This is a genomic window from Anaerostipes caccae L1-92 (assembly GCF_014467075.1).
GTDB lineage: Bacteria > Bacillota > Clostridia > Lachnospirales > Lachnospiraceae > Anaerostipes > Anaerostipes caccae.
Map to the genome: position 1 here is coordinate 1,256,642 of NZ_AP023027.1, position 26,825 is coordinate 1,283,466.

Below are 26,825 nucleotides of genomic sequence, written 5' to 3' on the forward strand. Positions count from 1 at the left end.
CAAAAAAGTACTTGATTTTTCGAAAGAATCATTGTATCTTATACCTAGCGAAGTAATGACAAAGGCGTCAAACGATTCGAGGATTGTTTGGCGTCTATTTTTTTAATCTGTCACAGGTTTCCGGCGGGTTAAATTCTTATAATTTGAAGTCCAAATCAGGAAAGGAAGAAATATCTTATGAGCGAAAAAAGAAGTGTTTCAGAAATGTTCGGATGTAACGTGTTTAACGACAGTGTTATGCGGGAGAGGCTTCCGAAGGCAGTTTACAAAGACCTTAAGAAGACGATCGAAGAGGGAACAGAGTTAAACCCTGCCATCGCAGACGTGGTTGCCAATGAGATGAAGGAATGGGCTCTTGAAAAAGGTGCAACCCACTTCACCCACTGGTTCCAGCCGATGACCGGTGTGACGGCAGAGAAGCACGATGCTTTTATCACCCCGACGGAAAATGGAAAAGTGCTCCTGGAATTCTCCGGGAAAGAACTGATCAAGGGTGAGCCGGATGCTTCTTCCTTCCCGTCAGGAGGACTGAGGGCAACCTTTGAAGCCAGAGGATACACTGCGTGGGACTGTACTTCACCTGCTTTTATTAAAGAGACACCGGATTCTACAATTCTCTGTATCCCTACGGCATTTTGTTCCTATACCGGAGAAGCTCTGGACAAAAAGACTCCTTTATTGAGATCTATGCAGGCGCTGGATATTCAGGCCACCAGGCTTTTACACCTGCTTGGAAAGAAGAATGTAAAAAATGTCAATACCTCTGTGGGACCGGAACAGGAATACTTCCTTGTAGACAAAGAAAAATATCTACAGAGAAAAGACCTGATCTTTACAGGACGGACATTATTCGGTGCAATGCCTCCAAAAGGACAGGAGATGGATGACCATTATTTCGGAATCATCCGCGAGAGGATCGGAAAGTTCATGAAAGAGCTCAATGAGGAGAGCTGGAAACTGGGCATCACAGCAAAGACTCAGCACAATGAAGTAGCTCCTGCACAGCACGAACTGGCACCAATCTACGCGACCAACAATATTGCAACGGATCACAATCAGCTTTTGATGGAGACGATGCGCCGTGTGGCAGAACGCCAGGGATTAAAGTGCCTTCTCCATGAAAAACCGTTTAAGGGCATTAATGGTTCCGGTAAACATAACAACTGGTCCATCGTGACAAACACGGGAAAGAATCTTTTGGAACCTGGTGATACCCCGCATGATAACCAGCAGTTCCTTCTGATTCTGTCAGCTATTATCAAGGCTGTCGATGAGCATGCAGATCTGCTTCGCATGGCCGCATCCACACCAGGAAATGACCACCGTCTGGGAGCCAATGAGGCACCTCCTGCCATCATTTCTATCTTCCTGGGAGAGCAGCTTGAGGACGTGGTAAAGCAGCTGGTTACCAGAGGAGAGGCTACCAGATCCAAACACGGGGATAAGCTGGCATCAGGCGTACATACTCTGCCGGATTTTGAAAAAGATGCCACTGACCGCAACAGGACATCACCGTTTGCATTTACCGGAAACAAATTTGAATTCCGCATGGTTGGCTCTACTCAGTCCATCTCTGACCCGAATGTAGTGCTGAATACGATTGTTGCAGATGCACTCTCAGAGGTCTGTGATGAATTGGAAAAGGTAGAGGGAGATCTTCAGGATGTGATGATGGAAGCTCACGAGCTGACCAAGAGAATGCTCACGGATCACCAGAGAGTCATATTTAACGGAGACGGATACTCTGATGCATGGGTAAAGGAAGCAGAGAGAAGGGGCCTTCCGAATATCAAGTCTATGGTCGAGGCGATCCCTGCGCTGATTACCGAAAAATCCGTTAAGATGTTTGAGAAGTTTGGTGTTTTCACGGAGGCAGAACTTGAGTCCCGTGCTGAGATTCTGTTTGAGCAGTATGCACAGACGATCAATATCGAGGCATTGGCAACGCTGGATATTGCTAAAAAACAGATTGTTCCTGCGGTAATGAAATATCAGAAGACGCTGGCCGATTCTGTCGCTGTTTTGAAAGCTACAGGAATGGATACGGATGTACAGGAATCCCTGCTCGGCGATATCACAGAGAATCTTAAGAAATTATATACGGCAATCGGTATTCTGGAGAGTGAGACTGACAAAGCACAGTCTATTAAAGACATGAACGAGCAGGCACGTTTCTATCACGACGTAGTGTTCGGATGCATGAATGCTGTCCGTGAACCGGCAGATAAGCTTGAAATGCTTGTGGCCAAAGAAGACTGGCCGATGCCGAGCTACGGAGATCTGATCTTTGAAGTATAAGTATTGAAATCAAAAATCCTGCAGACGGTATGGAACCGCCCGCAGGATTTTTTGTTATATAAAATTATCTATAAAATGCCAGCATAGTTTTCTTGCTTCCTCACATCCTATATTTGAAAGCGAGGGAGCAAGTTTATGAAACGAAAAACCTATTTTGCAGTTGTGTGCGCATTATTTTTTATCGGTTTCATCCTGCGGTATGCGGCGGATCATTCTGACGGACTTTTTATTGCGAGCCAGAAAGAGGGCGAAGGCGGACTGATGGCCGGCAGCAAGATTACAAATAAAAAGGTATATCTGACCTTTGATGACGGGCCGTCTGAAAATACCGATGAGATCCTGGATATTTTGAAAAAAAATAAGGTGAAAGCGACGTTCTTCGTAGTGGGAAAAAAGACGGAGAAGGCCAGAAAGCAGTATCAAAGGATCGTACTTGAAGGACATACCCTGGCAATGCATTCTTACAGCCATAACTATGACCAGATTTATTCTTCCGTAGACGCTTTTGGAAAGGATATCAAGGAGCTGCAGGAGATGCTGTACGAGATAACAGACGTAAAGCCTGTCATATACCGTTTTCCGGGCGGAAGCAGCAATTCCTGCGCCGGAGATATCAAACCTTATATTCAGTATATCAACAAAGAAGGTCTTTTATACTTTGACTGGAACGCGCTAAGCGGAGATGCAGTGAATTTTAACCTGAGTCCTGAAAGGCTGAACCAGAATATATTAACAGATGTAAAAAAACAAAAGGTCAGCATTGTACTGATGCATGACCTGGCGGAGGCAGAAAACACGGTAAAAAGTCTGGACTCTCTGATTAAAACTTTGAAAAAAGAGGGCTATCAGATACTGCCGATTACAAAATATACGCAGCAGATACACCATGTGTCCGTTGACAAATAAATGCAGGTAATTTAGAATGAGTATCAAGTGCGGAAAATGGACCGGAGGCGTCGGGCCTCTGGTCCATCTGACGCGATAATGTACATAATGGGGTTAAAAAATGAACATAATTGAAGTAGTGATGATAGGTGTGGGCCTTTCCATGGATGCGTTTGCTGTGTCTATAGGAAAAGGTCTCAATATGGGAAAGATCCGGAAAAATGAAATGTTTTGGATCGCTTTGTTTTTCGGGGGATTCCAGGCTCTGATGCCAGTGGCAGGATACCTGGCAGGCAAGCAGTTTGCGGGAAAGATCATGCAGATTGATCATTGGATCGCATTTTTCCTGCTGGTGATGATCGGCTTCAATATGGTAAAAGAAGGGATATCCGATGATGAAGAGGAAACACAGGACTGCGGATTTTCTTTCCGGGAGCTTTTTATTTTGGCGGTCGCGACCAGCATCGATGCACTGGCGGTAGGAGTCACGTTTTCATTTTTGAGCGTCAATCTTTTAGAAGCTGTAACGGTCATAGGGAGTGTTACCTTTGCCATATCACTGGCAGGAGTTGCCATCGGAAGCAGATTTGGGGACAAACTGAAAGAAAAAGCAGAGATTATGGGAGGGTTGATTTTAATCATCCTCGGATGTAAAATTTTAATACAGCATTTATTTTTTTGAGAAAAGAGGAACACGTATGAATTTATTGCCACACATAGCCTTTTTAGCGGCAGGCTTTATTCTGCTGATGAAGGGCGCGGATTATTTTGTAGAAGGGGCATCTATGATTGCTGCAAAGTTTGGAATTCCGCAGATCGTGATCGGGCTTACGATCGTCGCCTGCGGGACCAGCGCTCCTGAGGCGGCAGTGAGTATTTCGGCAGCGTTTAAAGGAAATGTTGGAATCACCGTCGGAAACATTCTTGGAAGCAATATCATGAATATTCTGCTGATTCTCGGGCTTACCGCAGTGGTCAGTGCAGTTGCCATCAAAGAAGGAACCGTAAAGGTGGAAATGCCCTTTGTAATTGTTATCACTGTAGTCCTCACAGCTATGGGAATCGCCGGAGGCAGTCTTTCACGCCTGGACGGAGTGATACTATGGGTGCTGTTTATCGGTTTTTTTGTATATCTGTTTAGGCTGACAAAAAAAGAAGGCATTGAAGAAGAGATAGAACAAGTGAATGCGTCCCTGCTAAAAATGCTTGTTTTTACGATCGGCGGGCTGATTGCCATCGTACTGGGAAGCGATGTGACAGTAGATGCGGCGACTTCGATAGCCAAGGCCCTGAATGTCTCTGACCGGATCATCGGCCTGACAGTTGTGGCATTCGGCACTTCTCTGCCGGAGCTGGTCACCTCAGTTACAGCGGCATTTAAAGGAAAAGCAGACATTGCAGTGGGAAATATTGTGGGAAGCAATATCTTTAATATCTTGTTTGTCGTAGGGACCGTGGCGGTCATTCATCCGGTTCCGTTTGATACAAGCTTTATTCCGGACGCACTCGCTGCGATTCTATCAGCGGCGGTTTTGTGGATTCTGTCTTCAAAAGACCGGAAGCTTGCCAGAGGCAGCGGGTTTGTGATGCTTGTATTATTTGCAGTTTATCTGGCACAATTACTCATAAGATAAGGAGAATACCATGATCATTAAATCAGTTAATCTGGAAACGGTCTGTGGGATCACCAGCAAACTTCCGGACAATGAGCTTCCGGAAGTAGCATTTGCAGGCAAGTCCAATGTCGGCAAGTCCTCCCTCATCAACGCACTGATGAACCGGAAGTCATATGCAAGGGTGTCCGCTCAGCCGGGGAAAACTCAGACCATTAATTATTATAATATCAACGAAGAACTGTACTATGTAGATCTGCCCGGATATGGATATGCAAAGGTCACGGAGTCAGTAAAAGAGCAGTGGGGTGCGATGATTGAACGGTACCTTCACACGTCAAAGCAGCTGAAGCTGGTGTTCCTTCTCATTGATATCAGACACAAGCCGTCAAAGAATGATGTGATGATGTATGACTGGATCGTACATAACGGCTATCATCCGGTCATTATTGCTACAAAGAGCGACAAGCTCAAACGGAGCCAGCTTCCTAAGCATGTAAAGGAGATCCGCCAGGAACTCAGGCTCAATAAGGAGACACCGGTCTTTCCTTTTTCTTCGCTCTCAAAGCAGGGAAGAGATGAAATATGGGACTTTATTGAACAAGTGCTTCTTCTGGAACAGGAACATCATGTTTCAGATGAATGAATATAAAAAAGACCGGTTCTGTTTAAGAATCGGTCTTTTTTTCTGCCTCCTGGCTCTGGTCCTGAAAAAGCAGGCGGTTGATCAGATAAGCATAAATATCCGAGTGATTAGACTTCCAGTGATCGCAGATATAGATGGCCTGCTCTCTGGATACTACGTTTAAGTTGACTTCCAGCAGCATGCTGTCTTTTTCTTTGATCCTGAGCCTTACGGTATATTCATCGCGTTTTGCAGGGAAATAGTCGGCTTCCAGATTGGTTTCCTCTCTCAGCTGGTATTCTTTGGTCGCCAAAAATGTTAGAATGTCATTTCGTATAGGCTCGGAGAGCTGGTATTCAAACATATCAATCGCTTCTTTCCCCTCTTCTGTCAGAAAATAATGGCTTGCGTTTCTTACCAGTTCTGTCCGCAGCATGTCTTCGTCTTCCAGTTCGTGAAAAGCCTGCTGGAGTTTAAAATAGGTCGTATACCCTTTGTCCAGAATAAACTCCGAGATCTGTGAGTTGCTCAGCGGAAAATCCACTTTTTTTATTAAAAATAAAATCATTAATTTATATAAAGTCAGACCGTTTTCTTCCATACAATCCTTCCTTTCCTTATGAAACATGCACTTCTTAAATGATACCATCTGGATACCTTTCCTGCAAGAACAGAATCCATGAATGAAATTGAAAAAAAGACAGATACTACAACTAATTTATCTCATAAGAATGAAGAGGTGATATTTATGAAGCAAAGAAAACAGTGGATGGTGATCGCATTGATCATTCTCCTTGCAGTCTTATCCGTGATTCTTTTCTGTGACACGAATCAGGAGCAGAGAAAAGATGGGACGTTAGTTTTGGAAAGGATGGAACATCATGACCGTATATATCAAAGCGGAAGACAGTGTATGTATTCATAATCCGGATGTAAAGATAAAAGATGTGGCATCCATTTACTGTACCGACAAAGACATGGAACAAAAGGTGAAGGAAGCAAAGCTTTTTCATTTTAAAAAGCGGGGAAACGAACGGGAGATTATTTCCATCTTAAAAGCAGTGGAAGTGATCAAAGAAATTGACAAAACTGCAGAAGTGGTCAATATGGGTCCCGAAGATTTTATCGTCTATTTAAAAGAAGTGACACAGGAGAAGAAGTGGGCTCACTACTTAAAGATTGCTGGTGTATGCCTGGTCGCCTTTTTTGGAGCCAGTTTCTCAATCATGAGCTATAATACGGATGTGGCCATTGACGATTTGTTTGCGACCGTATATCAGCTGGTCATGGGAACGCCGCCAAAAGGGCCCACGATACTTCATCTGGCCTATACGGCGGGACTTGCCATAGGAATCGTAATCTTCTTTAATCATGCGGGGAAAATCAAGCTTACCGATGATCCGACCCCGTTTGAAGTCCAGATGCGGCTTTACGAGCGGGATGTAAATGATACACTGATGATTGACGCCGGACGGAAAAAGGAGGAGCAGGATGTTTCTTCGTAACTTACTACTTGTAGTATACGGCTTATCCGCAGGAGCACTCATCGCGGGAAGTTTCCTGGCATTCTTAAGTATGATTGGAGTTGTTCCGAGACTTGCAGGTCTTTCCAAAACAATATCTCACGCCATGCTGTATGAAACCTGCATTACCCTGGGCGGAGTCCTGGGAACAGCAGTATTTATCTACCGGTGGCACATTCCGCTGGGATATCCGCTGCTGATCTTATATGGACTGTTCGGAGGAATCTTCACAGGATGCCTGATCGGAGCGCTGGCCGAAATGCTCAAAAGCCTGCCGGTCTTCTCAAGAAGAATGAAACTGAGAGACGGAATACCATTCGTCATCTATTCCATAGCCCTAGGCAAAATAGCAGGCTGCTGGATGCAATTTTTGCGCTAGCAACGAGCCGCAGAGAACAGAAAAAATTGAATTTTAAACAGAGCTGAATATCCATGCGCAGCGTGGACTGGGATCGGCATTCGGACGATGAAAAGACGAAGTTTTTTTATCGGCTGAAGGACGAAGACCAGAAGACATACGGAGTATGTCGTATATTCAGCGACTACAGCCATAAAAAAAGAAGTTTTGCAGCCATCATCTGCGGCGACTGCCGCAGAAACGAATGGGATGGTAAATGCCATCCCATTCGTATTGAAAATCTGCATCGTCTGCATAAATACTTACACAAACGAAAGGAGCTTATTCTGTCATGCACAATGAACCGACAAAAGATCAATATAACGAATATGTAGAACAGGTAACGCCGGCAAGCAGCTGTCTTATGAACTGTGTCCGTGCGTTTTTTGTGGGAGGAGCAATCTGTACCATCGGAGAAGGGATCAAACAGGCAGTGATGCACTGGCTGCATCTGGGAGAGAAAGATGCCCTCCTGGCTGTCACAGTAACTCTTGTACTATTAAGCGTTCTCCTCACAGGATTTAACCTGTATTCAAAGATCACAAAATTCGGAGGAGCGGGAGGACTGGTTCCGATCACCGGGTTTGCAAATTCTGTAGCTTCTCCAGCTATCGAGTATCAAAAAGAGGGACAGGTGTTCGGGATCGGAGTTAAAATCTTTACAATCGCAGGTCCGGTCATTCTGTACGGAATCTTATCCTCCTTTCTTTTGGGAATTATTTATATGATATTAGTCCGATTGGGGGTTATGTGATGAAAGTTATGAAGGGAAAGCAGAGTCTGGAATTCGAACATCCGCCTTATCTCAAAGGCTGGTCCTCTGTAGTCGGAGAAAAAGAAGGGGAAGGACCGCTCGGACAGGCATTTGACCAGATCATCGACGATCCTCTGTTCGGTCAGGAGACATGGGAACTGGCAGAGGGAAGATTCATGCGGCAGGCAGCCCTGCTTGCGATACAAAAAGCAGAGATCACAAAGAATCAGGTGCGCTATGCATTTGCCGGAGATCTCCTGGAGCAGATCATGGCCACATCTTTCGGGATCAAGGACCTGGAGATCCCTCTCTTTGGCCTGTACGGAGCATGTTCTACCGCAGGAGAATCCATATCTCTTGCGTCTATGACAGTAGCGGCGGGATATGCAGACTATGCATTGGCCCTTGCCTCCAGTCATATAGGAAGTGCAGAAAAGCAGTTCCGTTTCCCGCTGGAATACGGCAGCCAGAGACCTCTGTCCTCCACATGGACCGTGACCGGAGCCGGGGGATTCGTAATCTCCAAAGAAAAAAGCCCGATCAAAGTCCGGGGAATCACAACTGGTAAAATCGTAGATTACGGCGTGAAAGATTCCATGAACATGGGAGCCTGCATGGCGCCTGCGGCTGCAGAAGTCATTTATCAGCACTTTAATGATTTTGCAATGACGCCGGATGACTATGATGCGATCTACACCGGAGATCTGGGAGAGGTGGGAAAAGAAATTCTCATAAAACTTCTGAAGGACAATGGATATGATATTTCAAAAGTACACGGAGACTGCGGCATCGAAGTCTATCAGGATGAGACTCAGGATACCCACGCAGGGGGATCGGGATGTGCATGCAGCGCTGTAGTCCTGTCCTCTATGATCACAAGAAAGATGATAAGCGGCGGATGGAACAGAGTCCTGTTTGTACCTACGGGAGCTTTGCTTTCAAAGACGAGCTTCAATGAAGGTGAGACTGTGCCGGGTATTGCGCACGGAGTTTTGTTGGAAAGAGAGGAAGTATAGATGGAATATGTAAAAGCATTTATTGTCGGGGGAATTATCTGTATTCTTGTACAAATTTTAATGGACAACACCAAACTACAGCCGGGACGGATCATGGTCATACTGGTTGTTTCAGGAGCAGTGCTCGGAGCACTCGGGATTTATGAAAAAATAGCCGATTTTGCAGGATGCGGTGCAACCGTACCTCTCTCAGGATTTGGGTTTACTCTGTGGAAAGGAATGAAAGAAGCCATCGACCAGCATGGATTCCTCGGACTGTTTGAAGGCGGATTTACCGCTGCAGCTGTGGGAACATCTGCAGCTCTGATCTTCTCCTATCTGGCATCCCTGATCTTCCAGCCGAAAATAAAAAAATAGCCGTATGGCAGGTATTTGATACTAAGTGATGCCGTCATCGCGGCGGTATTGCTTTTTATATATATAAAAGAGCGTTCCTGACTGCAGATTCTGCTGTCAGAAACGCTCTTATCTTTGTTTCATAGGAAAATTCTGCGGGTTGTACACAGATGCGCAGGGAAATCAGGAATTAATTATTCCGGAATATGCAGGCCGCACATATATTTTACGTACAGATCAGGGATCTGATATTGCGTGTCGTCTGTGATGCCCCTGCTGCCCTTTGGCCGTGTAATGTAGATTTTCCGCAGCAGCTGATTTTCCGGGCAGGCGTTGTTGGCAGGATATCCGGATTCTTTGCATATATCTACGGCCACATGGATATCACAGGGCTTGGTTGGCTTGGTTCCCAGGGCAAAGTACTCTGTCTTTATCATGCTGCCTCTGGGATCATGATCACATATGCCTTTGACGGCCAGTTTTCCTGACTTTGTGCAGATCCGGGCTTTGACAATATTGTTTGGCTTTGAAAAATCTTTCACCGGTTCGTTTTTCTCTTTTACAATCTGGTCCATGACAAGTTTCCAGATTTTTTCGTGCTGGCTGCCGGAAGAAAATGATGTGTTCCTGTCATATCCCATCCAAACAGAGGCGGTGTGATATGGGGTATATCCGGAAAACCAGTAGTCGTAATCGCTGGTCGTAGTACCGGTTTTTCCTGCTGCAGGCATTCCTGAAGAAAGTGCAGCGGGTTTACCGGTTCCCTTTTTGACCACATCCTTCATGGCATCGGTGAGAAGGAAAGCAGTCGATTCCTTCATAACGAGAGTGCCGGAAGAAGACGAGTTTAAGAGCACTTTTCCAGTCTGATCCACAACTTTCGTGTATAAAGAAGGCCGATGGTATGTGCCGCCGTTGGCCACTGCAGAAAAAGCGCCTGTGAGTTCCAGGTTGGTCACTCCGTAAGTCAGGCCGCCCAGAGCCATGGACTGATTGACATCGGAAAAGGTTTTGCCGTCTGCCGTAGTTTTATTATCGACTAAGGTGGTAAAGCCAAGTTTCTGTAAATACTCGTAGGCGACTTCCGGTGTTACATCAGCCATGGTTTTGGCAGACACAATATTCATAGAATTCGTGATTGCCTCCCTGATGGTAGAAAAACCGCGGTAGCCTCTGTAATAATTGCGGACCGGGCGCCCCGTATCGAGATATTCATACGGAGCATCATCGTAAACGGTAGCCAATGTCATATTTTTCATATCCAGCGCCGGAAGAAATGTGGATAGTACTTTGAAGGTTGATCCGGGCTGTCTTGTTGTACCGGTAGCGCGGTTTAAAGACAGATTTTCGGATTTGACTCCGCGGCCGCCTACAAGGGCTTCCACCTGTCCGGTGCGCTGGTCTATGATGGTCATGGAAATCTGTGGCTGGATCACTGTAGAAACCTGCTCGTTGATCACACTGACCCCATTCTTTTTTAAGGATTTGGAGAATTTGCGGGCCATATTTTCGGCAGATGATTTGTCTGCGAATATGAGGCTGGTACCGATTTTATGCTTTTTCATATAACTCAGCACATCGTTTTCCGAATAACTGACTTCCTTACCGTTTTTGTCTGTGCCTGTCAGCGAATAAGACAGAGCCACTTTCGTACCCGCCGGATAGTTCTTCGGGTCGTTGGTCACTTTATCTGCGATCTTCTGGATCTTGGAGTCCTGTGTGGAATATATTTTTAAACCTCCGCTGTAAATGGCATTGTAGGCTTTTGTCTCATCATATCCAAGTTTATCTTTCAGATCATGGACCACCTGAAGGATCAGTGCATCATCGAAATAAGAGTTGGCGGTATAGTTTTTCTGCTGCCTTGCATTGATCTTTTGAATTCTTTCATAAACATTATCATTCACTGCTTCCGAATATTCACTTTTTGTGATATAATGTTCTTCCAGCATGATTTTCAGAATCGACATCCTCCGGGCAGCATTATTGTTAGGATGTGTGATCGGGTTCATTCTTGTTGGGTTCTTTGTGATGCCGGCCAGCACGGTGCACTCTGACAAAGTCAAATCTGATACATCTTTATTAAAGTATTTTTGGGATGCAGTCTGCACTCCTAATGTGCCTTCCCCCAGATTGATCGCATTTAAATATTCTTCCAGAATCTTTTGTTTTGAAGTGATTTTTTCTAATTCCAGAGCCAGGGACTGTTCTTTGATCTTGCGCTCTATGCGTTCGATCGTAGTTTTTTCAGGCTGTATTCCCAGGATATTATTTTTTACAAGCTGCTGGGTGATGGTACTCCCGCCCTGGTCCAGAGACTTTTCTTTGAGACCCAGGAAGAAGGATCTGGCAATGCCCCGCATGTCGATACCATTGTGGTTATAAAACCGCACATCCTCTATGGAGATAAAGGCATTTTGAAGATTTGCCGGGATCTTGTCCAGCGATACATAGACACGGTTTGAATCACTGGTAGAGAGCTTTCTTGTCACCTTGCCGTCTTTATCGTAAATCATTGTGATAAAACCTTTGGAGTGGATCGAATCCAGAGAGACATCCGGGGTGTTGTTTAAAATTCCGCGGATGAAACCTATGGACAGACCGGCGGCCGTGACGATCAGTGCGATGATGACAACCAGTGCATATTTATAGAAAAAAAGCGTAAGGTGCGAACTGCGCCGTAATTTCGGTGAAGAAAGGGTATCCTTTTTTTGCTTTGATTTTTGCTTGTTAAAGTTCATGTAAGACCTCCTATGTTTAGCATTATAACAAATAAGAAATAACAAGTAAATAACGCGCCCGCATGAAGGGTATTTTATTGAAATCACGTTTGAGGAGAGTTATAGATTTTTTACAAAAGAGGAGGAACAAAAGATGAAGAAGGAGAAATTAGGAACGAATTATTTGAAAGATGGAAATGGGGGCGGATTTGTAGTATCCTATTATATGCTGAATGATTCTGCCAGAGGAAGCTACGGCGCCGCACTGGAGAGAACGACCGGAGAGCCGGAAGTTCTTGAGACAGAAGAGGTAAGAGAGGCCTTTTTGAACAGACAGGAAGCAGAACATTTCATTCGGCTGCTGATCAAATATGAAGTGACACCGATTTCTTTTTTTGAGAGTTTGGATGCGGTGATGGAGTTGGAGGAGAAAATTGAAGGAATACTATGAAACGATCCGGAAAACAGGACAGTCTTTGGTGACAGAAAAAAAGTCAAGATTTATCGGGATTGCGGTGCCGGTTTCCACGGAAGAAGAGGCGCTGGCGGTGATAGAGGATGAAAAGCGCAGATACAGGGACGCCAGGCATCACTGCAGCGCATTTTGTGCAGGCATTGAGAGACCTCTTGAGAGAGCCAATGACGACGGTGAGCCCAGCGGCACGGCGGGAAAACCGATTCTGGAAGTAATCACAGGCAGTCAGCTTCTGAATATTGTCATCGTTGTAACCCGTTATTTTGGAGGTACACTGCTCGGCACCGGGGGACTCGTGAGGGCATATACGAAGGCTGCCCAGGAAGCAGTGGAGGATGCAGGAATCGTGACCATGGGTCTTGGGCGCAGATTCAGGACAGGATGTGATTATTCTGCAGCAGGAAAGATTCAGTATTTTCTTGAGACCGAAGACATTCCTATCATAAAAACGGATTACACAGAGAAAGTAACTTTGGAGTACTTGGTACCGGAAGCGAGATGCGGACAGATTGAGAAGAAGATTATTGACCTGTCAGGCGGTACTGCAGAGATACAGGACGCGGGCACCGAATATACGGTGTCAGATAAAAAGAAACTTTAAAACAATCAATCATTGTGGCCAATGAACAGAGATGAAAAAGAGCCGCGGGTGTCTGCCCGCGGCTCAATATTTATTGTATTCTGTTTACAGCGCTGATTAATGCGAGAACGGAAGCTGTGATGATATCCTCATGAATTCCTGCGCCCCACACCACTGTGCCGTTTGGCTTTTGAATGGCTACATAGGAGCAGGCCTTTGAATTCGATCCGACAGTGAGTGCGTGTTCCTGGTAACTTACGATGGAGTAATCCAGATCACTGTGACGCTGAAGCGCGTTGCTCACCGCATCCAGACGTCCGTTACCCCTTCCGTGGTAAAGTTTATCCACACCAGATTTTTCAAGTGAGATTTCGGCCTCAATGCCTCCGTCTTTCTGGATAAAGTGACATTCTTTTAAAGCGATCGGGGATGATATGTTAACATACACGGTCTTAAATACATCCAGAATATCTTTCGGAACCAGTTCCCTGTGCTGCTTGTCGGATACGTCTTTGACCGTATAGCCTACATCCTCTCTCATCTTGCCCGGAATATGGAAACCAAAGTTTTCTTCCAGCACATAGCCGATACCGCCTTTTCCTGACTGGCTGTTGATTCGGATCACATCGCTTTCATATTCCCTGCCGATATCTTTCGGGTCGATCGGAAGATAAGGAACAGACCAGTAATCCGGATGGCGGTCGTCGATCCAGTGCATTCCTTTGGCGATGGCGTCCTGATGAGAGCCTGAGAATGCCGCGAATACCAGTTTCCCGGAATAGGGCTGGCGTTCATAGACATTCATGCGGGTCAGGCGCTCATAATTTTTTGTGAGCTCCGGAAGGTTGGAAAAGTCAAGGTTAGGGTCCACTCCGTGAGAATACATATTGAGAGCGACGGTTACAATATCCACATTTCCGGTCCTCTCGCCATTTCCAAACAGCGTTCCCTCCACCCGGTCTGCTCCTGCCAGAAGGGCCAGTTCCGTATCCGCCACACCGCATCCGCGGTCATTGTGAGGGTGAATGGACAGTACGACACTGTCACGGTATTTCATGTGTTTGCTCATATATTCGATCTGGCTTGCGTACACGTGCGTCATGGAGAGCTGAACGGTGACCGGAAGATTGATGATGACTTTCCAGTCCGGAGACGGCTTCCAGATGTCCAGGACCGCATTGCACACTTCCAGCGCATATTCCACTTCGGTTCCGGTGAAACTCTCCGGAGAGTATTCGAACTGGAAATTCCCTTCTGTCTCGTCTGCCAGCTTTTTCAGGAGTTTGGCGCCGTCCGTGGCAATCTTTAAAATCTCTTCTTTGGACTTTTTGAAAACTTGTTCCCTCTGGGCGAGAGAAGTAGAATTATATACATGAACGATGGCACGCTTCGCCCCTTTTAAAGCTTCAAAAGTACGTTTGATAATATGCTCCCTTGCCTGTGTCAGCACCTGGATTGTGACGTCATCAGGAATCAGGTCCTGTTCGATCAGAGTGCGCAGGAACGTGTATTCTGTCTCGGATGCGGCGGGGAATCCTACCTCGATCTCCTTGAATCCCACCTTTACCAGGTATTTGAAAAACTCTACTTTTTCATCCAGGCTCATCGGGATGATCAGTGCCTGGTTTCCATCCCGAAGATCCACGCTGCACCAGTCCGGAGCTTTTGTTATGTACTCTTTTCTGGCCCAGTCAAGACACTCTTCAGGAGGCATAAAGTATTGGCGTTTATATTTTTCTGAATTCATAGATATTAAATCTCCTTTCATTAATTGAGAATAAAAAACAGACTGCACTCGTGCAATACGGCGAAAAAAAACCTTCGTCTCCTTCCATTTCTGGATAGAGACGAAGGGTCATAGACACTCCGTGGTACCACTCTAATTCACGCCATAACCGCGTGCACTCACTACCGATACGAGTTGAAACAACTGATATCTTCCCAATATAACGGTTGGAACCGGCGATGCCTACTGGCTGTTCAGCACGCTGCTCAGAGGCGAGTTCACATATACCGGGCAGCCGCTTTTCACCAGCCAGCGGCTCTCTGAATGCCTTCTATATCCTACTATTCCTCATCAAAGCATTTGGATTATTAATAATGATAATCTACCACACTTCATTCTATGTGTCAATGGCAGAATTATTCATATAGGTATCTGCTTCGTCCTTCTTTTCCGGGGACAGGCAGCGGTAGTAGTGGAGCAGTTTTTCTTCTCTGGCAGAGATGTTGCCGACAAGGTAATCGATCGAAACGTTCAGATAATCACATAGAATGACCAGATTCTCCAGAGTCGGCTGCTTCTGGCCTTTTCTCCAGTATCCGATCAGACTGTCAGACAGGCCTGTGTCTTTATAGATACGATAATTGGAAATATCATGGCTGTCCAGATATTCATTTAAATTTTCTGCAAACTTCATGCATTTTCCCTCTCTGGCGTGTAACAAATTTACTCGTTTATTGTAGCATAGATGAAATTTAGTGTAAACGAAGTTGTAACGAAAATACTGTGGAAAATTGTACCATTTTCTTGACTCTCTCTACGTATAGAGATATAATTTATGTAAGTTTCTTACAGTCGGATGAGGGAAAGGAGAGGCTAATGATAAAGTCGTATAAGGAATTTGAAAAATGGGTAAAGATTGAGATGATCCGTCAGGAATTGACACAGAGGAAGCTTGCGGAGAGAATGGGGATCGCCTATCCGAGGATCTCAGAAGCTCTGCATGGGAGAAAGACCGGGCTTGCATTTATCGTCCCGCTGATTCAGGAGCTGGGAGGCAATATGGAAGAGTTTGAAGAATTTCTTGAAATAAATCAAATCGGGCGTTGAGTTTTTACCTGGTTGTATTATAATCAACTTAAAAAAGACAGGAGACTGAGATGGGATTTCTGGACAGATTTAAAGTTCATACAACCAGAGAATATGAGGAAGGGAAAGAGAGAGTCTGCCGGCTTCATGAAGAGGCAGGGAGTCTGGCCTATGTGGAGGGAATCTATAAAGAAAACGGCCGGCTTGTGATGTCCGTATCCTTTGTAAAAGGACAGCATGTGGCCGGACAAGAGGCTCAGCTGCTTGACTGCAGCGGCCTTTTTGCGGCATCTGTCCGGATCGGGGAGATCCGCCTGGGCTCCGGGGAGGACCTTCATGAGGCGTCAGAAGCGGGGGAAGAGGGTATCATTGTATTTGACCTTGCTGAGGGAGTGGAACACTGGATGGAAAAGGGCCAATATTTAAAGGGCTGACGGACTGAGTTGTTTCTTTTTAGGGAAGTGATATAATGAAGTAGAAAAAGTCATTAAATGTTGGAGGTGCAGCATGGCACTTGAGAATAAATTAGGAATTGATAATTCTGCTGACCTTGCCCGTGAAGAAGAAAGAATCAGCAAGAAAAAAGCTGTTGCGTTATTTGAAACCGGTCTGCTTGATCAGTTGGAAGCAGGAAAATTTTCTTCGCTGAAAGCAATTCACAAATATCTTTTTGAGGATGTTTACGATTTTGCTGGTGAGATCCGCAAGGTAAATCTTGCAAAAGGAAATTTTCGTTTTGCTCCGCTTATGTATTTAGAAACTGCTCTTGAGAATATTGATAAAATGCCGCAGTCTACCTTTGAAGAGATTGTAGAAAAGTATGTAGAGATGAATATTGCTCATCCTTTCAGAGAAGGCAATGGGCGCAGTACTCGTATCTGGCTCGATTTGATACTTAAAAATGAGCTTCATAAGGTCGTTGACTGGAGTCAGGTGGATAAAGAAGACTATTTACTTGCTATGGAGCGCAGCCCTGTGAGGGATATAGAGATTAAACACATTCTCAGACCGGCATTGACAAACGATATTAACAGCCGTGAAGTCTATATGAAGGGCATTGATCACAGCTACTACTATGAGGGATATACAACTTTTAAAGCCGAAGAACTGTAAATCAAAGAGATCCGTCACAAAAAAGACACAGCCAAGAGCGTTTTTGAGACTCTGGCAGCTGTGTCTTTTTCTTTTCTAAAATAAAAATTTTTATTTCTGTGCCTGCTTCAGGGCATTCTTGATGGACTGTTTTAAGATGGTGTTGGTATACTGACTTTCATCATCAAACTGGATGTCATCCACAGATTTTACTTTTGGAAGCTGTTTGTTGATCTCACCCAGGGCCGGTTCAATCAGAGGGTACATGGTTTTTACACTTTTATCTAAATGCTTTAAAGCAACATGATTGACTTTGTTGTCCTTAACAGTGACTTCCACTTCCAGCTCATTTTCTCCCAGTGTGAGAGGAGAGGAATATACCCCTTCTATGTACTCCATAGTCTCCGTGCTTTTCTTATGTTCCTTGGACGGAGCAAACATAAAAATCAAAAGCAGGATAAGCAAGATTCCAAGCAAGACAAAGATGCCGGTGTAGATTAGTTCTTTCGCCTTAAATACGACGATTTTCGTTTTTGCTGACATAGGGTCCTCCTAAAAAGATTCTATTATAGTATATGGTCCGGACAGGCAGAATAGAACTGTGCGGAAAAAATTTTTCCATGTAGAGCGGGCGGCGGTTTTCATGTATAATAGAAGCCGAAAATGAAAATAACATGACAGGAGGAAGCCGATGGCATTACAGTGTGTCCTGGGCGCAGGCCGCACAGGAAAAACGGATTATATATATCAGCAGATGATAAAAGAGTCTATGGAGAATCGGGATGAAAACTTCTTTTTTCTCGTTCCGGACCAGTCGACGCTGAATGCGCAGAGGGAGCTGATCACCAGGCATCCGAATCACGGGACTATGAACATCGACGTGGTTGGATTCTACCGCCTTTCTTACAGAGTGTTTGAGGAGCTTTCCTATATTCCCAAAGAACTGCTCAATGACGAGGGAAAATCCATGGTCATAAGAAAGGTCATGGGGGAGTGCCGAAAGGATCTTCTCGTGTTCGGTTCAGGCATGGAAAAGCAGGGCTTTATCGATGAGATGAAGTCTTTCTTTGCGGAAACCTACCAGTATGATGTGTCTCTGGAAAAGCTTAAGGAGGCCGTAAAATCTTTTGAGAACACGGACAGCCTGACGCTGAAGATGAAAGACATCGTCCTGGTCCTGGAGAAGTTTGAGGACTATATGAAGGACCGCTATCTGGTATCGGAACAGCTGCTGGACGTACTGGCTCAAAAGATCACGGAATCCGAAAAACTCAAAGGTGCCACGATCTATATTGACGGGTTTACCGGATTTACACCCATACAAAATAAAGTACTCAAGAAACTGCTGCCGTATGCAAAAAAAATTGTGGCGGCGTTTACCATCGATGAGAAACGTGCCGGAGGGCCGTACAGGGATTATGAGCTGTTTGCCATGCCCAAAAAAGAGATTTCTCAATTAAAAGAGATGGCGGTAAGACAGGGAGTCCCCATACTGCCGGATGTGATTCTGCACCCGAATGCTGCGGGATCAAAAGAACTGCGCCATCTGGAGCAGAACCTGTTTCGGTATCCTTTTCATGTGTACAGGGGTAAGACAAAGGACATCAGAGTCTGCTGTCTTAAGAATCCAAAGGAGGAGAGCCGGTACATACTGGGCTGTATTGAACATCTGGTCAGGAAGGAAGGATACCGGTACAAAGATCTGGTCGTGCTGACCGGTGACATGGAAACGTATCAGCCGGAACTTGAAAAATGTTTTGAGGATTTCGGCATTCCCTGCTTTATTGACGGGAACAGGGCACTCAGGAATAATCCATGCGTGGAAACGATTCTTTCTGCGCTGAAAATGATCCAGATGGATTTTTCTTATGAGATGGTATTCCGGTATTTAAAATCAGGATTTTCTGCCCTTGAACCAGAGGAGACCGATCTCCTTGAAAACTTTGTGATCGCTTCCGGCATCCGGGGATATGCCCGGTGGAACAGGCCTTTTAAAAGCCGGGCGTTTACAAAGGAAGAGATGAAACAGATCAACCAATCCAGGGAAACATTTATGAAAGAGACCGGTCCGTTCAAGGAAGGGATCAGGAAGCGGGGAATCACTGTTTTAGAGAGACTTACGCACCTTCACGGGTTCTTTCTCACTCTGGATATCCAGGGACAGATGGAGAGGAAAAAAGAGGAATTTGAAGCGGCCGGGGATCTGGCTATGGCCAAAACCTATGATCAGATCTATGGGGAAGTTTTAAACATCATGGACCAGATGGCGGAGATTCTCGGAGAAGAAGAGCTTTCTTTTGATGAATTTTGCGCGGTCCTGGAGACCGGGCTCTCAGAGATGACGGTGGGCGTGATTCCGCCGGGGCTTGATCAGGTAATCGTCGGAGATATCGAGCGGACGAGAGTGGAAGGGGTTAAGGTTCTGTTTTTTGCCGGCATCAATGAGGGAGTAGTGCCGAAGCCGTCGAAAGGCGGAGGCCTCGTGACGGACTCTCAGAGAGAAGAACTTTTAAAAGCCGGAATTTCCCTTGCACCCGGGGCGGCAAACCAGGCGTACATGGAGCAGTACTATTTGTATCTGGCCATGTCAAAGCCGGATGAAAAGCTGTATCTGACTTATGCTTCTATGGATTCCTCCGGGGAAAGCAAAGCTCCTTCATATCTGATTGGAAGAATTGAAAAGCTGTTTCCCGGGCTGAAAAAAGACCTCGATTTGCAAGAGACACCAGTTTATTCCGTCAGCGAGGCAAGAGAACGGTTTGTTGAAAAACTTCAGGAACTCGGCGAGGAAAAGCCGGATCAGGAGATGGCCGCATTATATGAAGTCTTAAATGAACGAAAGCTGGTTTCACCGTATCTGGATGCATATTTCTACAGCAATGAGGAAAAGAACCTGGACAGGCATCTGACAACACTTCTCTACGGTAAGGAACTGGAAAACAGCGTGACCCGCGTAGAAAAGTTCTCAGGCTGCGCCTTTGCCCATTTTCTTCAGTACGGACTGCGGCTTCGGGAACGGCTGGTACATGAGATCCTGCCTATGGATATGGGACAGGTATTTCACCGGACTCTGCAGTTTGTGGGGCAGGAAGGAAGCTGGGACTGGGAAGATGACAGGGAACGGGATCGGTTTGTGGATTCCATGGTAGAGCGTGCCTTGGATGAAGATCCGGATAAAAAGGAGATTTTTGAGAGCAGCAGCCGGAATCAATATACAAAGGAGCGGATCAGGAGGATGGCAAAACGGGCCGTCTGGGCTGTGGAGCAGCAGATAAAAAGAGGAGAATTCACTCCGTATGAATATGAACTGGGATTTTCTGCGGACGACGGTCTCTCCTGTGCAAACCTTTCCCTGAAGGACGGCACCAAGATGAAGTTTACCGGGGTGATCGACCGGGTGGACTGCTATGAGGATGAGGAGAATCTATATTTAAAGATCATCGATTATAAATCCGGAAATATGCAGTTTGACTTTACAAAAATTTTAAATGGTCTGCAGGTACAGCTGGTCGTTTATATGAATGCCATTTTAGAACTGGAAGGGAAAAAGTACCCCGAAAAGCGGATGGTCCCGGCAGGCATGTTTTATTTTCACGTGGACGATCCGGTCATAGCGCCGAAAACAGACGGGGAGCCTGAGATAGAAGTTCTCAAAAATCTTCAGCTCAGGGGAGTTGTGAATGAGGATTTCGGACTCGTGGAGCATCTGGAGCAGGAGGATGAGTACGGAATCGTAACCCTTCCGGTCACAAGGACAAAAACGGGATACAAAAAAGGATCTGCGCTGCTCTCCACGAATGAATTTAAGAATCTGGGCCGGAAGGTGGAAGAAAAAATGAAGCAGCTCGGAGAGGCTATGATGGACGGAGATATTTCTATAAGTCCGTATGAATATCAGTCAATGCCGTGCGATTACTGTGCATTCAAAAGTATTTGTGCGTATGAGCCAAAACTGATGAAATCCAGAAAACTTGAGAAGATCGGCCTTACTGAGGCAAAGGAGTTATTAGCAGAGGGAAAGGGGGCAGACGATGCCTTGGACTAAAGAACAGCAGCAGGTCATAGAGGAGAGAGGCTGCAGCCTTTTGGTGTCTGCCGCGGCAGGCTCTGGAAAGACGGCTGTGCTTGTGGAACGGATCATCGAAAAGATATCGTCAAAAGAGGAACCGGTGGATGTGGACCGTCTGCTGGTGGTGACCTATACCCACGCTGCGGCCAATGAAATGAAGGAGAGGATCCGCAGAGCCATAGAAAAGAAGGTGGAGGAAGACCCGGAAAATGAACATCTGATCCGTCAGCTCTCTCTGATTCACAAGGCTCAGATTACGACGATCCACAGCTTTTGTCTCAATCTCATCAGAGATTACTACTACAAGCTCGATCTGGACCCGAATTTTGCGATTGGAGACCAGGGACAGATGGACCTTATGAAGCTGGAAGTGCTGGATGATGTGCTGGAGGAGGCCTACGCCGAACAGAGCGATGCTTTCGTGGAATTTATCGAAAGCTATATTCCGGGGAAAAACGATGACCGGATCAGAGACTATGTCCTGGGGCTCTATGAGAGTTCCAGAAGTCATATCGATCCGCTTCTCTGGCTTTCACAGGCAAGACAGGGATTTCAGATCCGTACGAAGGAAGAACTTCACCGGGCAGTCTGGATGAAGGAAATCCTGAAAGATGCGAAGGCGGTGGCGGAATCCGCCTGTGCTATAATGAAGAAGGCAAAAGAAGCGGCATCCGAGACCGGGGGACCGTATTTTTACCTTCCGACTCTCACGGCAGATCTGGAAACCATGGAAGAGATCCGGAGTGCAGAGTCATATAAGGATTTCGGAGAGCTGTTTTTATCCTTTACAAAACCGCGCCTGAACGGAAGAAAGAAAAAGGACGATATCATTGACAAAGACCTTCAGGAGTACTGCAAGGATTTGAGAAAAAAGGCTTATGACCTGATCGATTCTATCAGAAGCAGCTATTTTTATAAGCCGGAAAGTGAGATCATCCGGCAGATCCGCAGGGTACGGCAGCCTATGGAAGGCTTTATCGGACTGACAGAAAAGTTTTATCACCGCTTCATGGAGCGCAAAAAGCTGGACAACCTTTTAGATTTCAGTGACCTGGAACATCTGGCACTGGAACTTTTAACCTCGGGCTTTTCGGAGGACGGGACTCCAATCGTCAGCGGGATCGCGAAAGAAAAAGCAGAATATTTCCATGAGATCTATATTGACGAGTATCAGGACAGCAACTTTCTCCAGGATGCGATTTTAAGGAGTGTGTCCGGACAAAGCCTTGGTGAACACAATATTTTTATGGTGGGGGATGTCAAACAGAGCATTTACAGCTTCCGCCTCGCGAGACCGGAGCTGTTCATAGAGAAATATCACGGATTTAAAAAGGATGGGAAAAACTCAAAACTCATTGAACTGAGAAATAATTTCAGGAGCCGCAGGGAAGTGCTTTTTACGGTCAACGATATTTTTTATCAGATCATGCACGCATCCCTTGGGAATATCGAATATACAGAGGATGTGGCTCTGGTGCCAAGTTTTCCTTATGAGGAGTCGGGTGGTGCAGGCGGTAATGCGGAACTTCTGTTGGTCAGCAGAGATTGGAACGATGCATCTGAGGAGGACAAAGATGTGCTGGAGGCCAGGATGATCGCAGACCGGATCAAAAAGATGGTGGACGGGCCTGAACCTCAGATGGTGCTGGATTATGATGAGGAAGGCAGTGAAGTTTACCGGAAGGCTGAATACAGAGATATTGTTATTCTCCTGAGGTCTGTGAAAGGAAATGCAGAGAAGATTCAGGAGGTGTTAATGGACGCCGGCATCCCGGCCATATCAAGCAGCCAGAGCGGGTACTTTGATACGGTGGAAGTGCGCACTGTGCTGAGCCTTCTGACTGTGGTGGATAATCTGTATGCGGACATCGAGATGGCTGCGTTTCTCCGGTCTCCCATGATCGGCATGACGGGGGAGGATTTGGCGAAACTGAAACTTGGCGGAAAGAAAAAGTATATGTATGACTGCCTCACCGAGGCAGCAGGGAAAGATGAGAAGGCGGACACTGCACTTTCGGTGCTGAAAAGGCTCAGGGAGGCGAAAACCTTCCTGTCCCTCCGCGAGCTGCTCTGGCTGGCATTTGACCTTACGGGGTATTATCACTATGTCGGGGCTATGCCTCAGGGCGCCAAACGCCAGGGAAATCTTCTGATGCTGGCAGAGCAGGCGAAGACTTATGAGGCCAGCCGCTACAAAGGGGTATTTCATTTTATCCGCTATATGGAACAGTGCAGAGAATATCAAATGGATTTCGGTGAGGCCAATACACTGGGCGGAAATGAAAACCTGGTTACGATCACGAGTATCCATAAGAGCAAGGGACTGGAATATCCGATTGTATTCCTTGCCAAAACACACAAGAAATTTAATTTACGGGACACGGGCGGCAGCCTTTTGTTTCATCCGGATTATTTTATAGGACCGGATCTTGTGAACATCAGGCAGAGAACGAAAGAGCCGACCATTATGAAAGGCATGATTTCAAGACAGCTGGTGAAGGATTCGCTTGGAGAAGAACTGCGCGTTTTGTATGTGGCACTCACAAGGGCAAAAGAAAAACTTATCATGACGGGAGTACAGGGAAGCCGCCATCAGCCCGGCGGCAAAGGGCCGGTCTCCTATGTGGATCTGCTGAGCGCCAGGTCTTATCTGGAGTGGCTTCTCATGGCTGCCGGAAATATGGAGGAGAGTCCTTTTGAAATCCATTTTCTCTCAGAGGAGGATGTGGCGCTTTCAAGCGCAGAAGAAGTTTTCACATCTTACAGAGACAGGGGGTTATTAACGGATGAGCTGGAATCCATGGCAGGATCAGAAGAGGCGCAGGGCATGCGGGAGGCCTTTGCGTACCGGTATCCGTATGACAAAGAAAGGGACGGCAGGCTGAAGTATTCTGTTTCTGAGATCAAAAGAATGTCTCAGGCGGCAGAACCTGAGGAGTCATACAAGCCGGAACCGCAGAAAGAGCGGCTGTATCCAAAGTTTTTGAAGGAGAAGAAAGAAGCTTCTCCGGCCTCCAGAGGTACCGCAGTGCACAAAGTACTGGAACTTATGGATTTTTCTCTGGACTATACACCGGAGCTTTTGGAAGAACAAATCAGTCGGTGGAGCAGTGAAGAAAAGATTGAGGAAGGGATGGAAAAACTGATTCCCCGGGAAGACATCCTGGCTTTTCTTAACTCCGATCTGGGACTGCGGATCAAGAAAGCTGCAGGGCGAAAAGAACAGTACAAGGAAGCTCAGTTTGTCATGGGAGTAAAGTTCAGTGAGATGGAACCGGAGGCGAAAAGCCGTGATTATGTGGTGGTCCAGGGGATCATCGACCTGTATTTTAAAGAAGAAGGGGAACTTGTCCTGGTGGATTATAAGACAGACCGCGTAAAACCCGGGGAAGAGGAGGTCCTTGCAGAAAGGTACAGGGCACAGCTTCAGTACTACAAAAAAGCGCTGGAACAGATGGAGCAAAAAAAGGTAAAAGAATGTTACATTTACTCCATTCCTCTCAGGAAAGCCATCAGTTTATAATTATTTAACATCCCGTCAGATAATTTTAAGAAACTGGGCATAGGGAAATCACATTTTTCTGCTATCATAAAAACATGGAAAGCAAAGAACGAATCAGACATGAAGCAAAGGAGTGATGACCATGTCAGAGAAAGCAACGCTTTCAGTAGAAGAATTGATGAAGAAGAGTTTAACATTTGCCCTGGCCGCAACTCTGCTGGCAGGCACATCAAACATCTCAAAAGTGAAAGATAAGATTAAAGTAAGTGAGAATGAAACAGGACATATTGTCATAGAACAGATGAATGACTAGGCCTTTCTTTGGTTATCCTATATAGGACCGGCAAAAGCCGGGGGATAAGAGAAAGGAGTACATGATGTCCAAAGAAAAAGATTTTATAGAAAAGTCATTTGAAGAGATGACAGAAGATGAGCGGTTAAAGTACGAGATCGCTGTGGAACTTGGACTGGCTGACAAAGTAAAGGAGGAGGGCTGGAAAGCTCTTTCTGCCAGCGAGACCGGAAGGATCGGCGGCCTGATGACCAAGAGAAAGAGACAGAAAACACAGGAAGCAGAAGATTAAACCGTTGTCCTGAACACGGAGATTGACAGCTGGAAACTACTTTGATAAGATGACTCTGTGAGAAAGATACAAAAGACTTATATATTCCCGGGATAACGGCCCGGGAGTTTCTACCAGGCTTCCGAAAGCCGGACTATAAGTTATTCCCTTTTTATATTCTAAATGGGGAATAACTTTTTTTGCGTTCATCAGATCAGGAGGATAGACCGATGAAAAATTTTGCCTTAAAAGGAGATATTATTTATACGCCTGAACCCGGTAAGTTCCGGTGCCACGAAGACTCTTATCTGGTCTGCGGGGACGGAAAGGTGAAGGGAATATGGAGAGAACTACCTGAACGATTTTCGGGGATCAGAGTGGAGGATTACAGCGGAAAGCTTATTTTTCCGGGACTGTGTGATCTTCATATCCATGCGCCCCAATATTCCTTCCGGGGGATCGGAATGGACATGGAACTGCTTCCCTGGCTGGAAACTTATACATTTCCGGAAGAATCAAAATACGGTGACCTTGAATATGCCAAAAAAGCCTATGAGATATTTACAGAAGATCTGAGAAGGAGTGCAACATCCAGAGTCAATGTGTTTGCGACGATTCACAGGGAGGCTGCGGTTTTGCTGATGGATCTGCTTGAGAAAGCAGGGATCTGCGGGTTTGCGGGGAAGGTATGCATGGACCGGAACTGTCCCGATGATTACAGGGAAGAGGATGCCCGGACATCCGCCGAGGAGACCAGAAAGTGGTATGAGACTGTGAAAGACAGGACGATGATGAGGCCGATCCTGACGCCGCGGTTCCTGCCTTCCTGCTCCGATGAACTGATGGAGCAGCTTGGGAAATTCCAGAGAGAGACCGGCCTGTATGTGCAGTCTCATCTGTCAGAAAACCCGGAAGAGGTGGAGTGGGTGAAAGAACTGGCTCCATGGTCTGAAAACTATGGAGATGCCTATGACCGTTTCGGGCTTTTCGGCGGCACAGCAAAGACGGTTATGGCTCACTGTGTGTACTCCGGAAAAAAGGAGAGGGCACTGATGAAAGCAAGAGGTGTCTATGCGGCCCATTGTCCCCAATCCAATCTGAATCTTTCCTCAGGGATCGCTCCGGTGAGAACTATGCTGGAGGAAGGGCTTCATGTGGGTCTTGGGACCGATATGGCCGGGGGTGCCAGCCTTTCGATGCTGCGGGTGATGACAGATGCAGTACAGGTATCAAAAATGTACTGGAGATATCTGGATAAAAAGAAAAAACCGCTGTCTGCCCCGGAAGCGTTTTATCTTGGGACCAAGGGAGGCGGAAGCTTTTTCGGGCAGGTTGGAAGTTTCGAGGAGGGATATGAGTTTGACGCTGTCGTTTTAAATGATGCTTCTCTGGGAACAGCACTCGATCTTCAGATGGACCAGCGGATGGAAAGAGCCATGTATTTAAGCGGAACAGAAGAGATCACAGCGAAATATGTGGGCGGAAGGAAGATATTTGAGCGCTTATGATCCGACAGAAAAAAGTCATCCTCCAGGGACCGATTAAGAGGAAGTCCCTGGAGGATG

At 46.1% G+C, this 26,825-nt stretch carries 26 protein-coding genes, 1 riboswitch and 1 other annotated feature; of the genes, 21 read left to right on the plus strand and 5 right to left on the minus strand.

From position 1 onward, the window contains the following. Nucleotides 1–177 precede the first annotated feature (177 nt). The 5 genes from ANCC_RS06160 (at nucleotide 178) to yihA (ending at nucleotide 5,442) form a co-directional block, all read left to right on the plus strand. Nucleotides 178–2,298 carry a glutamine synthetase III family protein gene (locus ANCC_RS06160; protein WP_006568824.1) on the plus strand — a complete coding sequence of 707 codons (2,121 nt, stop codon included), beginning with the start codon at nucleotides 178–180 and terminating at the stop codon, nucleotides 2,296–2,298. 135 nt (nucleotides 2,299–2,433) lie between these two features. Further along, a complete protein-coding gene (locus ANCC_RS06165) occupies nucleotides 2,434–3,204 on the plus strand; it encodes a polysaccharide deacetylase family protein (RefSeq protein ID WP_006568825.1) in 771 nt (256 codons plus the stop codon). Nucleotides 3,205–3,304: 100 nt separating this feature from the next. Continuing rightward, nucleotides 3,305–3,865 (plus strand): manganese efflux pump MntP, encoded by a 561-nt coding sequence (locus ANCC_RS06170; protein WP_006568826.1) that lies wholly within the window; start codon nucleotides 3,305–3,307, stop codon nucleotides 3,863–3,865. Nucleotides 3,866–3,881: 16 nt separating this feature from the next. Then, complete coding sequence (locus ANCC_RS06175; RefSeq protein WP_009288779.1) at nucleotides 3,882–4,817, plus strand: calcium/sodium antiporter; 936 nt, start codon at nucleotides 3,882–3,884, stop codon at nucleotides 4,815–4,817. 10 nt (nucleotides 4,818–4,827) lie between these two features. Further along, on the plus strand, nucleotides 4,828–5,442 hold the full coding sequence (gene yihA, locus ANCC_RS06180; protein WP_006568829.1) for a ribosome biogenesis GTP-binding protein YihA/YsxC: 615 nt from the start codon (nucleotides 4,828–4,830) through the stop codon (nucleotides 5,440–5,442). Between the two features lie 22 nt (nucleotides 5,443–5,464). On the opposite strand, the gene ANCC_RS06185 is transcribed toward yihA, so the two are convergent. Then, the gene (locus ANCC_RS06185; protein WP_009288777.1) at nucleotides 5,465–6,022 is read right to left on the minus strand and encodes a DUF4364 family protein; all 558 of its coding nucleotides are present in this window, start codon (nucleotides 6,020–6,022) and stop codon (nucleotides 5,465–5,467) included. A 147-nt stretch (nucleotides 6,023–6,169) separates the two neighbouring features. Here ANCC_RS06185 and ANCC_RS06190 point away from each other — a divergent pair, with 147 nt between their 5' ends. The 6 genes from ANCC_RS06190 to spoVAE all read left to right on the plus strand — a co-directional run bounded on the left by ANCC_RS06190 (nucleotide 6,170) and on the right by spoVAE (nucleotide 9,468). Then, nucleotides 6,170–6,346, plus strand: coding sequence for a hypothetical protein (locus ANCC_RS06190; RefSeq protein WP_022260861.1), 177 nt, complete (start codon nucleotides 6,170–6,172; stop codon nucleotides 6,344–6,346). Beyond that, nucleotides 6,303–6,926 carry a stage V sporulation protein AA gene (locus tag ANCC_RS06195; RefSeq protein ID WP_009288776.1) on the plus strand — a complete coding sequence of 208 codons (624 nt, stop codon included), beginning with the start codon at nucleotides 6,303–6,305 and terminating at the stop codon, nucleotides 6,924–6,926. The genes ANCC_RS06190 and ANCC_RS06195 overlap by 44 nt, the downstream gene beginning before the upstream one ends. Then, nucleotides 6,913–7,323: a stage V sporulation protein AB gene (locus ANCC_RS06200; RefSeq protein ID WP_006568833.1), complete on the plus strand. Its 411-nt coding sequence runs from the start codon at nucleotides 6,913–6,915 to the stop codon at nucleotides 7,321–7,323. Before ANCC_RS06195 ends, ANCC_RS06200 begins: the two co-directional genes overlap by 14 nt. Before the next feature lie 310 nt (nucleotides 7,324–7,633). Continuing rightward, on the plus strand, nucleotides 7,634–8,095 hold the full coding sequence (spoVAC, locus tag ANCC_RS06205; RefSeq protein WP_006568835.1) for a stage V sporulation protein AC: 462 nt from the start codon (nucleotides 7,634–7,636) through the stop codon (nucleotides 8,093–8,095). Further along, entirely contained in the window at nucleotides 8,095–9,111 is a 1,017-nt protein-coding gene (spoVAD, locus tag ANCC_RS06210) for a stage V sporulation protein AD (RefSeq protein WP_006568836.1), read from the plus strand. Before spoVAC ends, spoVAD begins: the two co-directional genes overlap by 1 nt. Continuing rightward, on the plus strand, nucleotides 9,112–9,468 hold the full coding sequence (spoVAE, locus tag ANCC_RS06215; protein ID WP_006568837.1) for a stage V sporulation protein AE: 357 nt from the start codon (nucleotides 9,112–9,114) through the stop codon (nucleotides 9,466–9,468). Nucleotides 9,469–9,641: 173 nt separating this feature from the next. Here the strand turns inward: spoVAE and ANCC_RS06220 are convergent, their stop codons facing one another. Further along, nucleotides 9,642–12,188 (minus strand): transglycosylase domain-containing protein, encoded by a 2,547-nt coding sequence (locus ANCC_RS06220; RefSeq protein WP_006568838.1) that lies wholly within the window; start codon nucleotides 12,186–12,188, stop codon nucleotides 9,642–9,644. 133 nt (nucleotides 12,189–12,321) lie between these two features. Here ANCC_RS06220 and ANCC_RS06225 point away from each other — a divergent pair, with 133 nt between their 5' ends. Both ANCC_RS06225 and ANCC_RS06230 read left to right on the plus strand, forming a co-directional pair. Continuing rightward, nucleotides 12,322–12,618, plus strand: coding sequence for a DUF6514 family protein (locus ANCC_RS06225; RefSeq protein WP_006568839.1), 297 nt, complete (start codon nucleotides 12,322–12,324; stop codon nucleotides 12,616–12,618). Further along, a complete protein-coding gene (locus ANCC_RS06230; protein WP_006568840.1) occupies nucleotides 12,602–13,243 on the plus strand; it encodes a YigZ family protein in 642 nt (213 codons plus the stop codon). The genes ANCC_RS06225 and ANCC_RS06230 overlap by 17 nt, the downstream gene beginning before the upstream one ends. A gap of 70 nt (nucleotides 13,244–13,313) precedes the next feature. Here the strand turns inward: ANCC_RS06230 and ANCC_RS06235 are convergent, their stop codons facing one another. Further along, nucleotides 13,314–14,969 (minus strand): 2-isopropylmalate synthase, encoded by a 1,656-nt coding sequence (locus tag ANCC_RS06235; RefSeq protein ID WP_182483052.1) that lies wholly within the window; start codon nucleotides 14,967–14,969, stop codon nucleotides 13,314–13,316. Between the two features lie 93 nt (nucleotides 14,970–15,062). Then, nucleotides 15,063–15,312 (minus strand) — a binding site (T-box leader). Between the two features lie 33 nt (nucleotides 15,313–15,345). Further along, nucleotides 15,346–15,642 (minus strand): helix-turn-helix domain-containing protein, encoded by a 297-nt coding sequence (locus tag ANCC_RS06240; RefSeq protein WP_006568843.1) that lies wholly within the window; start codon nucleotides 15,640–15,642, stop codon nucleotides 15,346–15,348. Between the two features lie 182 nt (nucleotides 15,643–15,824). Here ANCC_RS06240 and ANCC_RS06245 point away from each other — a divergent pair, with 182 nt between their 5' ends. The 3 genes from ANCC_RS06245 (at nucleotide 15,825) to fic (ending at nucleotide 17,147) form a co-directional block, all read left to right on the plus strand. After that, complete coding sequence (locus ANCC_RS06245; protein ID WP_009288768.1) at nucleotides 15,825–16,055, plus strand: helix-turn-helix domain-containing protein; 231 nt, start codon at nucleotides 15,825–15,827, stop codon at nucleotides 16,053–16,055. Nucleotides 16,056–16,105: 50 nt separating this feature from the next. Further along, on the plus strand, nucleotides 16,106–16,468 hold the full coding sequence (locus ANCC_RS06250) for a hypothetical protein (RefSeq protein WP_006568845.1): 363 nt from the start codon (nucleotides 16,106–16,108) through the stop codon (nucleotides 16,466–16,468). 73 nt (nucleotides 16,469–16,541) lie between these two features. Beyond that, nucleotides 16,542–17,147, plus strand: coding sequence for a protein adenylyltransferase Fic (gene fic / locus ANCC_RS06255; RefSeq protein WP_006568846.1), 606 nt, complete (start codon nucleotides 16,542–16,544; stop codon nucleotides 17,145–17,147). A gap of 90 nt (nucleotides 17,148–17,237) precedes the next feature. On the opposite strand, the gene ANCC_RS06260 is transcribed toward fic, so the two are convergent. Beyond that, entirely contained in the window at nucleotides 17,238–17,669 is a 432-nt protein-coding gene (locus ANCC_RS06260) for a hypothetical protein (protein WP_006568847.1), read from the minus strand. A 148-nt stretch (nucleotides 17,670–17,817) separates the two neighbouring features. On the opposite strand from ANCC_RS06260, the gene ANCC_RS06265 reads away from it, so the two are divergent. The 5 genes from ANCC_RS06265 (at nucleotide 17,818) to ANCC_RS06285 (ending at nucleotide 26,768) form a co-directional block, all read left to right on the plus strand. After that, on the plus strand, nucleotides 17,818–21,171 hold the full coding sequence (locus tag ANCC_RS06265) for a PD-(D/E)XK nuclease family protein (RefSeq protein WP_006568848.1): 3,354 nt from the start codon (nucleotides 17,818–17,820) through the stop codon (nucleotides 21,169–21,171). Further along, complete coding sequence (gene addA, locus ANCC_RS06270) at nucleotides 21,158–24,718, plus strand: helicase-exonuclease AddAB subunit AddA (protein ID WP_006568849.1); 3,561 nt, start codon at nucleotides 21,158–21,160, stop codon at nucleotides 24,716–24,718. Before ANCC_RS06265 ends, addA begins: the two co-directional genes overlap by 14 nt. 121 nt (nucleotides 24,719–24,839) lie before the next feature. Continuing rightward, the gene (locus ANCC_RS06275; RefSeq protein ID WP_009288762.1) at nucleotides 24,840–25,010 is read left to right on the plus strand and encodes a hypothetical protein; all 171 of its coding nucleotides are present in this window, start codon (nucleotides 24,840–24,842) and stop codon (nucleotides 25,008–25,010) included. A 64-nt stretch (nucleotides 25,011–25,074) separates the two neighbouring features. Next, a complete protein-coding gene (locus tag ANCC_RS06280; protein WP_009288761.1) occupies nucleotides 25,075–25,281 on the plus strand; it encodes an alpha/beta-type small acid-soluble spore protein in 207 nt (68 codons plus the stop codon). A gap of 57 nt (nucleotides 25,282–25,338) precedes the next feature. After that, nucleotides 25,339–25,437, plus strand: a riboswitch (purine riboswitch). Nucleotides 25,438–25,490: 53 nt separating this feature from the next. Next, nucleotides 25,491–26,768 carry an amidohydrolase family protein gene (locus ANCC_RS06285; RefSeq protein ID WP_006568853.1) on the plus strand — a complete coding sequence of 426 codons (1,278 nt, stop codon included), beginning with the start codon at nucleotides 25,491–25,493 and terminating at the stop codon, nucleotides 26,766–26,768. Nucleotides 26,769–26,825 lie beyond the last annotated feature (57 nt).

Coding starts and splice junctions, on each gene's coding strand:
- ANCC_RS06160 (WP_006568824.1), top strand. CDS start 178: ATGAGCGAAAAAAGAAGTGTTTCAGAAATGTTCGGATGTAACGTGTTT.
- ANCC_RS06165 (WP_006568825.1), top strand. CDS start 2,434: ATGAAACGAAAAACCTATTTTGCAGTTGTGTGCGCATTATTTTTTATC.
- ANCC_RS06170 (WP_006568826.1), top strand. CDS start 3,305: ATGAACATAATTGAAGTAGTGATGATAGGTGTGGGCCTTTCCATGGAT.
- ANCC_RS06175 (WP_009288779.1), top strand. CDS start 3,882: ATGAATTTATTGCCACACATAGCCTTTTTAGCGGCAGGCTTTATTCTG.
- yihA (WP_006568829.1), top strand. CDS start 4,828: ATGATCATTAAATCAGTTAATCTGGAAACGGTCTGTGGGATCACCAGC.
- ANCC_RS06185 (WP_009288777.1), bottom strand. CDS start 6,022: ATGGAAGAAAACGGTCTGACTTTATATAAATTAATGATTTTATTTTTA.
- ANCC_RS06190 (WP_022260861.1), top strand. CDS start 6,170: ATGAAGCAAAGAAAACAGTGGATGGTGATCGCATTGATCATTCTCCTT.
- ANCC_RS06195 (WP_009288776.1), top strand. CDS start 6,303: ATGACCGTATATATCAAAGCGGAAGACAGTGTATGTATTCATAATCCG.
- ANCC_RS06200 (WP_006568833.1), top strand. CDS start 6,913: ATGTTTCTTCGTAACTTACTACTTGTAGTATACGGCTTATCCGCAGGA.
- spoVAC (WP_006568835.1), top strand. CDS start 7,634: ATGCACAATGAACCGACAAAAGATCAATATAACGAATATGTAGAACAG.
- spoVAD (WP_006568836.1), top strand. CDS start 8,095: ATGAAAGTTATGAAGGGAAAGCAGAGTCTGGAATTCGAACATCCGCCT.
- spoVAE (WP_006568837.1), top strand. CDS start 9,112: ATGGAATATGTAAAAGCATTTATTGTCGGGGGAATTATCTGTATTCTT.
- ANCC_RS06220 (WP_006568838.1), bottom strand. CDS start 12,188: ATGAACTTTAACAAGCAAAAATCAAAGCAAAAAAAGGATACCCTTTCT.
- ANCC_RS06225 (WP_006568839.1), top strand. CDS start 12,322: ATGAAGAAGGAGAAATTAGGAACGAATTATTTGAAAGATGGAAATGGG.
- ANCC_RS06235 (WP_182483052.1), bottom strand. CDS start 14,969: ATGAATTCAGAAAAATATAAACGCCAATACTTTATGCCTCCTGAAGAG.
- ANCC_RS06240 (WP_006568843.1), bottom strand. CDS start 15,642: ATGAAGTTTGCAGAAAATTTAAATGAATATCTGGACAGCCATGATATT.
- ANCC_RS06245 (WP_009288768.1), top strand. CDS start 15,825: ATGATAAAGTCGTATAAGGAATTTGAAAAATGGGTAAAGATTGAGATG.
- ANCC_RS06250 (WP_006568845.1), top strand. CDS start 16,106: ATGGGATTTCTGGACAGATTTAAAGTTCATACAACCAGAGAATATGAG.
- fic (WP_006568846.1), top strand. CDS start 16,542: ATGGCACTTGAGAATAAATTAGGAATTGATAATTCTGCTGACCTTGCC.
- ANCC_RS06260 (WP_006568847.1), bottom strand. CDS start 17,669: ATGTCAGCAAAAACGAAAATCGTCGTATTTAAGGCGAAAGAACTAATC.
- ANCC_RS06265 (WP_006568848.1), top strand. CDS start 17,818: ATGGCATTACAGTGTGTCCTGGGCGCAGGCCGCACAGGAAAAACGGAT.
- addA (WP_006568849.1), top strand. CDS start 21,158: ATGCCTTGGACTAAAGAACAGCAGCAGGTCATAGAGGAGAGAGGCTGC.
- ANCC_RS06275 (WP_009288762.1), top strand. CDS start 24,840: ATGTCAGAGAAAGCAACGCTTTCAGTAGAAGAATTGATGAAGAAGAGT.
- ANCC_RS06280 (WP_009288761.1), top strand. CDS start 25,075: ATGTCCAAAGAAAAAGATTTTATAGAAAAGTCATTTGAAGAGATGACA.
- ANCC_RS06285 (WP_006568853.1), top strand. CDS start 25,491: ATGAAAAATTTTGCCTTAAAAGGAGATATTATTTATACGCCTGAACCC.